Source organism: Bacillus clarus, from assembly GCF_000746925.1.
In the GTDB taxonomy this organism is placed as follows: domain Bacteria; phylum Bacillota; class Bacilli; order Bacillales; family Bacillaceae_G; genus Bacillus_A; species Bacillus_A clarus.
In genome coordinates, this window is the sequence record NZ_JMQC01000005.1 from 1 (window position 1) to 11050 (window position 11050).

Annotated in this window: 15 protein-coding genes; all 15 read right to left on the reverse strand. The window is 35.0% G+C overall.

Annotated features, from left to right (window positions below):
• Positions 1 to 68 precede the first annotated feature (68 nt).
• The gene (locus DJ93_RS00160; RefSeq protein ID WP_042978632.1) at positions 69 to 962 is read right to left on the reverse strand and encodes a hypothetical protein; all 894 of its coding nucleotides are present in this window, start codon (positions 960 to 962) and stop codon (positions 69 to 71) included.
• A gap of 105 nt (positions 963 to 1067) precedes the next feature.
• Positions 1068 to 1748, reverse strand: a complete 681-nt coding sequence (locus DJ93_RS00165) for a hypothetical protein (protein WP_042978633.1) — start codon at positions 1746 to 1748, stop codon at positions 1068 to 1070.
• Entirely contained in the window at positions 1687 to 2094 is a 408-nt protein-coding gene (locus DJ93_RS00170) for a hypothetical protein (RefSeq protein ID WP_052109469.1), read from the reverse strand. Before DJ93_RS00170 ends, DJ93_RS00165 begins: the two co-directional genes overlap by 62 nt.
• Position 2095: 1 nt before the next feature.
• On the reverse strand, positions 2096 to 2368 hold the full coding sequence (locus DJ93_RS00175; protein WP_042978634.1) for a hypothetical protein: 273 nt from the start codon (positions 2366 to 2368) through the stop codon (positions 2096 to 2098).
• Complete coding sequence (locus tag DJ93_RS32995) at positions 2356 to 2505, reverse strand: hypothetical protein (RefSeq protein WP_241484227.1); 150 nt, start codon at positions 2503 to 2505, stop codon at positions 2356 to 2358. Before DJ93_RS32995 ends, DJ93_RS00175 begins: the two co-directional genes overlap by 13 nt.
• Positions 2506 to 3122: 617 nt before the next feature.
• Positions 3123 to 6146 (reverse strand): DEAD/DEAH box helicase, encoded by a 3024-nt coding sequence (locus DJ93_RS00180; RefSeq protein WP_042978635.1) that lies wholly within the window; start codon positions 6144 to 6146, stop codon positions 3123 to 3125.
• A gap of 15 nt (positions 6147 to 6161) precedes the next feature.
• Positions 6162 to 6380 carry a hypothetical protein gene (locus DJ93_RS00185; protein ID WP_042978636.1) on the reverse strand — a complete coding sequence of 73 codons (219 nt, stop codon included), beginning with the start codon at positions 6378 to 6380 and terminating at the stop codon, positions 6162 to 6164.
• 644 nt (positions 6381 to 7024) lie between these two features.
• A complete protein-coding gene (locus DJ93_RS00190) occupies positions 7025 to 7639 on the reverse strand; it encodes a recombinase family protein (RefSeq protein ID WP_042978637.1) in 615 nt (204 codons plus the stop codon).
• 594 nt (positions 7640 to 8233) lie between these two features.
• Positions 8234 to 8770, reverse strand: a complete 537-nt coding sequence (locus DJ93_RS00195) for a DUF3967 domain-containing protein (protein WP_042978638.1) — start codon at positions 8768 to 8770, stop codon at positions 8234 to 8236.
• Positions 8771 to 8869: 99 nt separating this feature from the next.
• Positions 8870 to 9001 (reverse strand): hypothetical protein, encoded by a 132-nt coding sequence (locus DJ93_RS34330; protein ID WP_259300277.1) that lies wholly within the window; start codon positions 8999 to 9001, stop codon positions 8870 to 8872.
• On the reverse strand, positions 8998 to 9204 hold the full coding sequence (locus DJ93_RS00200; RefSeq protein ID WP_042978639.1) for a hypothetical protein: 207 nt from the start codon (positions 9202 to 9204) through the stop codon (positions 8998 to 9000). Before DJ93_RS00200 ends, DJ93_RS34330 begins: the two co-directional genes overlap by 4 nt.
• A gap of 41 nt (positions 9205 to 9245) precedes the next feature.
• A complete protein-coding gene (locus DJ93_RS33000) occupies positions 9246 to 9422 on the reverse strand; it encodes a hypothetical protein (RefSeq protein ID WP_181969268.1) in 177 nt (58 codons plus the stop codon).
• Between the two features lie 25 nt (positions 9423 to 9447).
• The gene (locus tag DJ93_RS29570; RefSeq protein ID WP_052109470.1) at positions 9448 to 10068 is read right to left on the reverse strand and encodes an NUMOD4 domain-containing protein; all 621 of its coding nucleotides are present in this window, start codon (positions 10066 to 10068) and stop codon (positions 9448 to 9450) included.
• A gap of 62 nt (positions 10069 to 10130) precedes the next feature.
• The gene (locus DJ93_RS00210; RefSeq protein ID WP_042978640.1) at positions 10131 to 10382 is read right to left on the reverse strand and encodes a helix-turn-helix domain-containing protein; all 252 of its coding nucleotides are present in this window, start codon (positions 10380 to 10382) and stop codon (positions 10131 to 10133) included.
• 146 nt (positions 10383 to 10528) lie between these two features.
• Complete coding sequence (locus DJ93_RS00215; RefSeq protein ID WP_042978641.1) at positions 10529 to 10954, reverse strand: hypothetical protein; 426 nt, start codon at positions 10952 to 10954, stop codon at positions 10529 to 10531.
• Positions 10955 to 11050: the final 96 nt, after the last annotated feature.

An 11050-nucleotide genomic window follows, 5' to 3' on the forward strand; every position in this document is an offset into this window, starting at 1 on the left:
ATATGGCCAACTAAACTACGCTAACCTAATTATAACCCAATTTCGGAATAATCGCAATATACAGTTTCTTATGCGGTGATATTAATTTTCACGCCATCAACTTTAGCTTGTAGCAAGAATACATCCCAGTATTTGCGCTCATAGTAAAGGTATTTACCTCCACTTGTTGCGCTAGGTTCATCTACGCTTGCAAACTCATATTTTTGTGGCGCTAAAATTGATAACGGGTGAATTAAGATCATATTAATTTGTTTTGCGACTGGGTCAACAACTGCACCCTCTGTAAAATTGTATGCTGTTTTCATACGAGATGAAGGAACAGTTACAATCGTTACGTCATCAAGAGAGTACACAGAGCGGTTAACCGCCTTTCCAGCTGCTCCTCCAATGTCTAACGAACGTTGAATCACTTCAGCTTCTTTTAATAGTTTTTTAACCACAGGAGTCGCATATAGAATACGTCCATCTTGTGGAACTTCAGCTTCATCCATTTCTAACATCATGTCATCAAAGATAGCTAAAATATTAGTAGTTGTAAGAGCTGTAGCATTCGCTGTTTTACCTGCTCTAGTGAATTCAGAATACAATTTAGATGCCATGTATTTATCATGTTCAGGAATAGAAGATTCTGTATTGAATACATGCGTGATATTAGCAATAGATAATGCCATGTTTGTTTCATCAATGTCCTGTGGATCTACTAAAGTTCTAAACTCACGGTCATGTTCTAACGTTCTAGTTTCCCAGTTGTTATCAACACGACGTGTGTAACTACCTACAACATCGCGGTTAACGTCTGTGTATCCACCAACAGTGATATGTGGAATTTGAATTGTTTTTGCTCCGCCCCATTTTATCGTTTTATTATTTGGCGTATTATATAACGCCTCAAAAGATAAACCTTGTGCGAATTTTTGTTGTACACCACTTTCATATTGACTTGCATAATTTATATTACTCATTAATAAATCACTCCTGTTTTTTAGTTGTTTTTTTAGTTATGATAATTTCTTTGTGTTATCATTTTCCGCTATGGAGGTATCCCTGACTTTACAACACCATTGTGATTACTGATCGCTTTCACTCACACCGTAAACACTGGTTGTTGTTTTGAATTTCCCTCTTGCTGCATCATCACCATACATTTCTTGCACTGCAAAACTTAATTCATCAGTATCTCTATCAAGAATCCATGTGAAGTCTTTCAACCTACTAACGATTTGCTTTGAAAGTTCTTCAAAAACATCTCCACAATACGAATCGTTTGAAAGGTAACTTGCTGAATGTGCATTTCTGCTTACAGATAAGCTATCTTCAATGTCCTGTACAGTGTATTTGCTTTGGAAGTGTTTCCCTTTTCTCTTGTTAATCGCTTCTAAGGTATCTAGCTTCGTTTTCTTCTGCTCCATAACACGTTGTAATCCTTCTGCATACTCTGCTGTTCCTTTGCCAGTCAGAGAAGCTTCTAACGCTGTTTCATAGTTGTCCTTCGCTGCTTCATACTCTTCTTTTACATCTATATAAGCCTCTGTTAGCTTTTCGTTATCTCTTTGATACTCCTTGTACTCTTCTTTGATTTCTTCGAAGCTAGGAGACATCATAGCACTCAAAAACATATCTTTCTTTGGTTCTCTTACCGGGATGATAAGTTCTTTATTTCCATCAAACTCAAGAACAAACCCATTTTCATCTTGTTTGAGAGTAAGAGTTTTCGGGTTTTCTATTTTTAGTTGTTGTTTTTTGCTCATCTAACGTCACCATCCCTTTTATTATTTGTAAACACCCTTCTGTATAAGAAGAATCTCTTTTTTCAATGTGATTCTTCCTACTCACAAGTCCTTCTTTCCCGATCTGGTAATCTATGATATCCTGCACGATAAAAACGCCTTTAAACTCTTTTCTAGACGTTGTAGCGATAGGTTGTTTATACTTTTCTACTAAATCACTTATAATCCCAGATACAGCACGCTTGTTTTTTATTCCCGTACGTGCCATAATTTCTTTAGTTGTTATTGCATTAAATCTCCCTAAAGGTAGTATTGAGAGTACCACCTTATGTAAATGAGGGAGGTCTTTTTTTATGTCTTTTTTCATATCAGTACCCCATTTTCTGATGGTGAATCTTATCCATAATCGTAATCAATTCAACCTTCACATCAAACATTAGTTCTTCATTGCGGTTCATTAATTCTTCGACAAATTTAATATCATCTTCAAAAATGCTTTCCTCTTTATGTCCTTCTTTCTCCCATTGCTCTAACAAATCTTCTCTTTGACTCATTAACGAGATTCCTATTTTTTCTAAATGCTTCAGCAAATCACTTTGGTGCTTCCCTTTGATAACAGTCTCCATACTTACTTCTGACATCCTTGTTCCTCCATTTCTTTTGCTTTCTTTTCCCAATATCTATCGTTATACTGCTTAACCTTATCGCGATTCGCAGCTCTCCATTTTCGTAAGTAAGCATTTTTCGCTTCTTTCGCTGAACATTTTTCTTTTTCCATAATTCCACCTCTCTTGTATTCTTTTTCCTTATCTTAATTATATCATTTTTCTATTTACCAATGTGTTGTTAGCGTGGTATGATTAAAGATTTGCGTGTAACAAATATAAAGAATGTGTTGATTGTTGTAACGATAACAGTTACTACTTATAATCTTTATTATGTAAACTGATAAATTGTAAGTAAAGGGTATCTAAGCCTTGTTAACAATGCGTTTATTGCATGACCTTCATACTATGAATATCACTCTGTATACAGCCCGTACACTATCTACTAATGAATATGCATTATGATTGTTGATAATATAGGATTCTTGTACTGATTTATGCAGGATTTCATGCAAAGACATCCGATTTTACTACTTGAGTTGTTTAGTTATCACATTATACCTACAGAGGTATGTTCCCTCCTCAGAAAAACGATCATTTTTAGTAGAAAATGAACCTGTTTTGAAGCCTGGAGATAGAGTACTGTTTTCTTTCCGAAAAAAACGCTAAATCCATTGATATTACTGAATTCTTGGGTGGCATTTAAGGTCCATTAATTTGTAAATATATATATATAACAGATGGGCTTAAACGCCACCCTTTAGAGAGTATAAAAAAAGAACGTGATTTCTCACGCTCTCTTAAATCCGTTCGCTATTGCTTGTACACCTTTTTGTTCTTCTTTGATGAAACGCTCTGTATATGTCTTCATGATCTCATTGACAGTACTAATTGGGATATCATAAGTTTCTGAAATGTGATCAACCGTTATCGGAGCGGACACGCGTTTTACTCGAACACCTTTAGAAACCTTTTTGCTCTCAAATACAACAAGTTTTTCAACCACTTTTACATCTTTTGCAGACTTTTTTACCTGTTTAGCAATAAGATCCAAAGCCTTTTTGTACTCTTGTGTTGTCATGAAACTGTCTAATTCAAGTAGTTTTAAGAAAACCGTTCTCGTTGCATTAGGCCTATCTACTTTAGAGAAGAAGTTCGCATCTGTCACGCTACGGATAGCAGTAAAGAACGCATGTGAATCAGCATCTCGCTTCACATCACTTACAACCTTTTTACATGTTTCGTAGTCTGCTATTCTACTTAAGCCAGAGATACAAGCAAAGTGACGTGGTAATGTAGCTTTTTTGAATTCGTTAATAACTTCCTCGTTTTGGTCCATAAACGCTTGATATACTTCACTATCAAACGTCTGTAAGATGCCTGCTTCTTTTTCTGCATCGCTTTTCTTTGCTTGTTCTTTTAATCTATCTAATATTTCTTTTATGTCAGTCAAATCAATCTGTTGTTTCTTAATCTCTTCCGTTACATCTAGTATTCCTACCGCTTTTTTGTGCAGAACCTTTTCAACAACATTGATAAAGGCATAGCGGCACGCTGAATAATACTTTTCTTGCTCATTGGACACGGCGTGACGCAAAAACAAAGTATCGATTTCTAGCTTTTCATCACCCTCGTAGATACCGTATCTTTTCTCAATTTCACTTGAGCGAAATAAGCGCTTATCAAAGTACGGGTGTTCATTGATTTCATCTACAAGTTTTTTTGCTGAATCGCATCGCCATTTATATGAACTTTCGATACAGAACGTGTTTTGTTCTTCTTCTTTTGCGTCCTGCATGAATAGTGAGAATCGTCTGTAAGGGTTCCGTAATCTGTTAGACATCTGTTTCATAGCAGAGTAGTTAAATAGCGGCGAAAAGTCGTTACAGACAGCTATAACTTCCCATTCCATACTGTTCTTGATGTTTACACCATCTGCAATAACAGAGGTGCTCAATACAACTTGTACGCTTTCTTCTATTGTTTCGTCCTCAACTAACTGTTTGTATGTGGTATTTTTCTTGCTATCAGCGCTAACTGTACGTACAGATATCCCTTTTTGACGTAATGCATCTTGTATTTGTGTAATTTTGTCTTTGGATTGGATGAAAATTAACAACTTTCTTTTAGTGCTCCAAATTTCGATTAGCTTCACCAACTCAGCGAGTCCTTCTTTTTTCTTTTTGTACGTGTATACAGCGAACTCTGTACATGGAGAAGCAGGATTTCCATTATCGATATGAATTACTTTGTCAAAATCATTCTTGTATATATCATCTATCGTCCCACTCAGTCCTATAAAAGCACGAGCGTTTTTCCCTGCTTCATTTAACTTTTGTACAGCGTCAAAACGATATTCTTTACCATAGTCAGTGACAAATTTGTGCATTTCATCGACTACCAATGTATAACTGATCTTTAGAGGTTCATTCATGGTTTGTAGCATCTCAATTAACGCTGGTACCATATCATAAGTAGATACAAATACTCTGTTCTGATTCTTGATGTATGTATGAATAGTTTTGAATAAGTCTCTTGTCTGTCCTTTAATCGCCATTAAGCCATGATTATTTGCACACTGTTGCGTCAAAGTAACAGTTGGTACAGAGAATATATAGAAATGTTTAGAACTGTCCTGCAACTCCTTAAATGCGTTTATAAAAGATGTTGTTTTACCGCTTCCGGTTGGGCTGTCTACTAATACACGTTCTTTGTTTGTGAGAATACCCTTAGCTACATCAGTAGGTATATATCTATTCACCTTGATTGTTTCTTTGTTGTACGTTTCTTCAATGTCATCGTTTGCTAAATAGGTATATTTTCCTTTGTAGCCACGTTTTCTCGCTTCACGTATGAAACTACCAATGGTAGCTTGTCCACTAGCTTTCTTAGTTTCCCATTGTCGTTGGGACTGTTCGCCACCACTTATGATATCAAATAGTTCAAAACCTTCATCTTGTGTTATATAACCGCTATTTGCATAGTGCTTCAAACCAACAGTAAGACGATTCCATAATTCTGTTTCGCCAGTTCCTGATGGAATATACCCAATACATTCAGCCATTTCTTTTAAGGCCTTAAAAGATACAGGGCGATGATGCTTTCCGAAGTTACTATACTGTTCTTGCTGCTTCTTATAGTTATCCCGTTTGATTCTATCGAGCAGATCATCAGCATTTAATTTATTGTTGGCGTTCACAAGTTCGTATCCCTTATTCCCACCTCGAACAATCTGTAACGGGTTTTTAGCTTGCGTATCTACCGGAAGACCTTGCTTCTTTAAATCATTAGCCACAAGCGAGATCATATTTCGCATTTTCTTCTCGTCAGTTATTACTCTATCTAATTGAAACAGCAGTCTATACCTATTACCTTTTCCCTCTTTGCTATGACTGAACGTATAGAATAACCCTACTAATTTATCTTTTAACATCATGATTATTTCTTTAGGATTTGTCTTTTTTTCTACATCATCTATATCAATAGCAAATATACTTGATGATATGAAAGAAAACCTATTTTCAAAGTCAATTTGCATATCTGAAAGCATGATACAATGCCCTTTTGTAAAATAGTCCAGGATTTTAGTGACAGGTACATACTCGCTATACATTTTTTTTATCTCGTTTGTTACTATTCCCATTTCGTATCCTTGCGGCTGATTGGAAAAAGATTTAGGATGTACAATAACTTGATGCCTTGGTATACTATTAATGTGAGTAATTATTGAAGGTGCTGAATCTTGTACCCCTGTTGGTAGCAGGGAACTCGTTGTACAAGATTGAGCATCTTTTTTTATGTCTACACTGCTCATTAAGCTTGTCCTCCTTTATCGTAATAATTCTTCTGCATCAATCCCTCTAGATCGTAACTTTGTGACTAATCTATTATGCTTTGCTAATAATTCATCATACTTTTCCGCTTTCTCTTTTTGCTTTTGTCTACGGATCCGTGCATTAGCATTAATTTGAGTTTTATTACTTTTTGCATATTGTTTAAAATACTCTTTCTTTGGGTTGTCTAATGAGATCATGTCTTTTCCTAGCATATTTATATCTTCCTCTCTGATTTAAAATAAAAAAAGGTACCTCAAATAATTAGAGGTACCAGGTGCATACTGATAGTTTACAAAAATAGTTGATAATATTTTTACAACCAGTTAAAATTGAAAGTGTTATAGGTTAACTTTAAGAGAACTTTTTTAAATTTAATAGATACAATGTGTATCTATATTTTTTTCTCTTTAGGTTTCATGATAGGTAACTTTTCATAGCTACAACTTGACCTATAGTACTTTTCATACGTTAAATAAGGTGTTTATTTCACCTTAATATAAATGGTACCTAAATTATTTGATTGTCAAAGGTCGATAAAACGGGTATCAATCCATAAAAAATAATCGTTAAGATGATTCGTAAAATCATCAATGACTAACTGGTACTAGTAATACCGTTTAGTCGAAAGTGTTGTTGAGACACAAAAAACTAATAGCATGGGGATGCTATTGGTAAGATCTAAGTCGAGCTGGGGAGCTCGGCTTTTTTCTTTGCCTTTGTTCGTCATAATCTGTATTTCCATTTTACCAATTATGACGGTTATCCACAATATTTATTTAAGATTATTTAAGAAAATCGAAAATAAAGGGGGTTATCCACAGAAAATGTGGATACTAGTTTACATAATTTAAAAATATTAGCTTTTATTGATTTTTTCAGATTCAAATTTTTGTATTAATTTGTAAAAAGTTGTTCTTTTTAATTCTAATTCTTCCATTGCTTCTATCGCTTTAATTTCTCCATCTTTCCAACGCTTGTACACTTCCTTAAAGTTAGGAGGGAATGTAGCAGCAGGTCTTCCAAACGTTGCTCCTCGTCTTTGTGCGGCGTCAATACCTTCTCTTTGTCTCTCTTTAATTTTCCGTCTCTCTTCTTCTGCAAAGAATGATAGTATCTGTAGTACTAAATCACTTACAAACGAGCCTAATACATCTTTATACTGTCTTGTATCTAATAAAGGCATGTCCAAAACAACAATATCTGCTCCGATCTCCTTCGTTATTTCATTCCACTCTTTTAAAATATCGTCTTTATTTCTACCAAAACGATCAATAGATTTAATATATAGCACATCTCCGGCACGTAGCATCTGTTTTAAAGCCTGGTATTTAGGACGATTAAAGTCTTTACCACTGGCTTTATCAATAAAGATGTCTCTTTCTTCAATCTCCTGCTGCAACATCTCGTCCAACTGTCTATTTTCGTTTTGAGTTTTATCTGATACTCGAATATAAGCGAAACGTTTGTTCATTTTCCTCTTCCCCTTTGTTCATAAATGTGTTTTTTAATTTACGAATGTTTGTAAACTAATCATATAACTTATACGAATACAAAACAATATCTTTTTCTTATTCTTTTTCTTATTCGTAAAAGTACACAATTACGAACGGTTAGTAGAGTTCGTTTGTTTTGTAATTTACTAGAACGCTACTGCAGTCATTTTGCACTAATACTCCTTATCATTCCTTAACACTGTTACCATTCAATTACCGTTATACTTACGTTTAGTTAGTAGTGTTTGTTTTGTAGTACAACATAAAAAAGGTGCAGTACTACAATAAGTACTACACAAAAAGGGTGCAGTTGAGTTGTTTGTTTTGTAACGGTAACGCTCAATGGTAACATCACCGTTCCGAGACGCTCCATAAAACGTTCCGTATTCCAATGGAGTAGTATAACAGCACTCCGCAAAAGTACTCCGTAAAATCCTTATCATTTCTTATCCATGTCTCCTTACTTAAAAACAAATATGTCCATAAGTAGGTGTCCGTTATCTCGACACCTAACCTGGTGGCTCAAACCCACTGACTTCTAACAAAAAAAGACTCCTCAAAAATGAGGAATCCTACTTCCAAAACTTGTACCATTTCTTTTCCTGGCTAGCTGAAGCCGTTTCTAATAAAACTCGTTTTTCTTCTTGCATTTCTCGGATAGCTCCCATCAACTGCTGATCTCGCTTCTCTAGTCTTTCATCAATATAACGTTGTTGGTCATCCATTTTCTTAGCCATCTGCTGTAACATTACGTTTTGTTGTTGAATCATCTCTTTTAACTCGATATATCGCTCGTCATGTTGCTCATTTTCTGTTATAACGTTTGTATCAACCTCTGACATATCTTTTTCCTTAACCCATGTCATAATTGCGCCACAAGCCTGTTTTAATGTCATATCAGGGTGTGATTTGATTTCAATTAACTTCCGGAGCGTTATAACATCATTATCCATAAATCCACGGTGGCCATGCTCATTCTTATGAAAGTGGAATCCGTGTTCCTCGAGCATGATACAGTACTTCCTCAAAGTAGACTCCTGGATTTTAAGCATCGTCGCTACGTCTTTACTGATATATATGGATAGAGAGCTGTCTGTTTTATCTGTCATAACACCATCACCTCGTGAAAAATATTCGTTATAACAATGATATATCCTTTTCCTTAAGAATTACAGACCACATAAGAAAAAGACGTGGATCACCACGCCTTAATCATTATTTAACCATCCTTTTACCGTATTTAATTGATTTATCGCTTGTTCATCTCCACGTTTTGCTTTCTCTATAATCTCACGCAATAGAATTCCGAATTCTTCTGAAGTGATAGACGGTTTATTCATAATAAGATACCCTCCTTATTATTCGCCTCTTCTATTGCATGATGAACTAACGCTTCCCATTCATCATGACGTTTTTGTGGAACAAGAGTTATTAATTCTTCTACTAATTCAGATGCTTTATCTATTGAGACACCTTTCCCTCTAACAGTGCTTATGAAATCTTTTAATACTTTTTCAATATCCTTTTTATTTATGTTTGCCATGAATATTACCTCCGAGTTGTTTTATTTATATGTAACTTCGTTTAACGCACTTTGGAAACGTATGATAATTCCCTATTAATAACCTTAATTAACGCTTCCGCTGCGTTCTCTTTGGTGTAATCTTCCTCGGTAAGTAAATCATGTGCAATCCAAGCTATTTCCTCAACTAATTCCGTTTTTTCTGCAAGCTGTTTTAATTGTTCTTTTTGTGTTAACATATTTAAACGTCCTTTCTTATGGGGATTATTTTTGTAAAAGAGTAGGTGTGCCAGCACCTGCTTTTTCTATTTCGTAATCTTTTTTAAACATCCACTTGTACCCGAGTGCTGTTTTACTTCTGTATATCCTTGAACAAACTTCACTTATATAGCCATCACTTTTTCGTTTACCTAAATACTCATTTACACTACTAACCGAATCAAACTCCCTTATAAACTCACCATCTAATGAAAGTTGCACAACAGGTTTCTTTATATCGATTAACCCTGCATCCCAAGCGTGCTGTGTATTGCCTTTGTAAGTTGTCCATTCTAAATTTCCAACTCTATTATTTTGTTTGTCACCGTCAAGATGATTCACAACAGGCAATTTTTCATGATTTTCGATAAACGTTTCTGCAACGAGCCTGTGTGTGCTGATTAATTTTTGTTTACCTTTTTTAAATAAATTAACCGTAAAATAACCTCTTCCATTATCCGATTGTTTCAATGCCTTGCCTTTGCAAAAACGTTTTCGCCCATTCGAATGTTCCACAAGTCTATCTAACGAACGGACGTTTCCAAGATCGCTAACTTCATACAACCCTTCGTATTCAGCGACTGGAAGCCATACTTCTTTTACTTCGGTATCTTTTAACTCTCCCATTACTAACCCTCCATTGTTATTTGAAAGAACAGGAGGAGGAATCTCCTGCCCTTTCTTCGTTTCTATAACGTTACTTTGTAAGAATTTGTTGCCGTTCCGTTTCTTTGCACCTCGATAAATCCCTTTTCTTCTAATTGCTTTACCAATCTTGTAACCGTAGCTCTACTCAAATTTGAGTAATTCTCCAATTCTGTAATTGAGAATGGAATAAACTTATTGTCTGAGTAGATCGCTATCGTCAGTAAAATCAATTTCTCAGAAGACGAAATTTCATCTTTCTCTAATTCAAGAATCCGATATAGTGATTTCATCATTAAACTATTAACCTCCTGTAAATCAACATGTCGTTCACATTTACTAGTATAACAGTGAGTATAGTAAAACGCAATAGGATTAAAATAAAAACTAAAAATAATATAACCCTACATGTATTTTTAAATAAACTAAGCACCGCTCCCCTTTAACGTTTCATCCAATCTGGAATATTTAACTGTAAACCTTCTATCCCAAGGTCCTTAATTAACTTACCTCTCGCTGGATCCATCTGCTTACTATACTTCTGTGACGTTATATCCATTGCTAAGTAATGTTGTCTGTCTGATTTGTAATGGTCTTTATGTAAATACCGCTCATAAATCAGTATTCTCTCTTGCTTATTTAACGAGTTAACAGCATCTACAACAAATTGATAGAAAGAATACACTGCAACATCGCTTCTTACCTCACAGAACTCTCTCAGACACTCTATAAAACTTTCATAATGTTTTTGTATAGGACTCTCATATACAAGCTTATTTCGTCTCATACCTGGCTCTGCATCACTTTGCAAACGCACTTTATAGAAACAATACACATGGAATATGTTTTTTAATGTATCTTTACTCAAGTGAATTCCTCCATCAAACGAAAAAAAGCACTATACATTTTACTGTACAGTGCCTTTTATCTGCTTTTAAACAATACCATAATCATAATAGGAGAT

Excerpts from the sequence above, each read along its gene's own strand:
- DJ93_RS00160 (WP_042978632.1), bottom strand. The coding sequence starts at position 962 with ATGAGTAATATAAATTATGCAAGTCAATATGAAAGTGGTGTACAACAA.
- DJ93_RS00165 (WP_042978633.1), bottom strand. The coding sequence starts at position 1,748 with ATGAGCAAAAAACAACAACTAAAAATAGAAAACCCGAAAACTCTTACT.
- DJ93_RS00170 (WP_052109469.1), bottom strand. The coding sequence starts at position 2,094 with ATGAAAAAAGACATAAAAAAAGACCTCCCTCATTTACATAAGGTGGTA.
- DJ93_RS00175 (WP_042978634.1), bottom strand. The coding sequence starts at position 2,368 with ATGTCAGAAGTAAGTATGGAGACTGTTATCAAAGGGAAGCACCAAAGT.
- DJ93_RS32995 (WP_241484227.1), bottom strand. The coding sequence starts at position 2,505 with ATGGAAAAAGAAAAATGTTCAGCGAAAGAAGCGAAAAATGCTTACTTA.
- DJ93_RS00180 (WP_042978635.1), bottom strand. The coding sequence starts at position 6,146 with ATGAGCAGTGTAGACATAAAAAAAGATGCTCAATCTTGTACAACGAGT.
- DJ93_RS00185 (WP_042978636.1), bottom strand. The coding sequence starts at position 6,380 with ATGCTAGGAAAAGACATGATCTCATTAGACAACCCAAAGAAAGAGTAT.
- DJ93_RS00190 (WP_042978637.1), bottom strand. The coding sequence starts at position 7,639 with ATGAACAAACGTTTCGCTTATATTCGAGTATCAGATAAAACTCAAAAC.
- DJ93_RS00195 (WP_042978638.1), bottom strand. The coding sequence starts at position 8,770 with ATGACAGATAAAACAGACAGCTCTCTATCCATATATATCAGTAAAGAC.
- DJ93_RS34330 (WP_259300277.1), bottom strand. The coding sequence starts at position 9,001 with ATGAATAAACCGTCTATCACTTCAGAAGAATTCGGAATTCTATTGCGT.
- DJ93_RS00200 (WP_042978639.1), bottom strand. The coding sequence starts at position 9,204 with ATGGCAAACATAAATAAAAAGGATATTGAAAAAGTATTAAAAGATTTC.
- DJ93_RS33000 (WP_181969268.1), bottom strand. The coding sequence starts at position 9,422 with ATGTTAACACAAAAAGAACAATTAAAACAGCTTGCAGAAAAAACGGAA.
- DJ93_RS29570 (WP_052109470.1), bottom strand. The coding sequence starts at position 10,068 with ATGGGAGAGTTAAAAGATACCGAAGTAAAAGAAGTATGGCTTCCAGTC.
- DJ93_RS00210 (WP_042978640.1), bottom strand. The coding sequence starts at position 10,382 with ATGATGAAATCACTATATCGGATTCTTGAATTAGAGAAAGATGAAATT.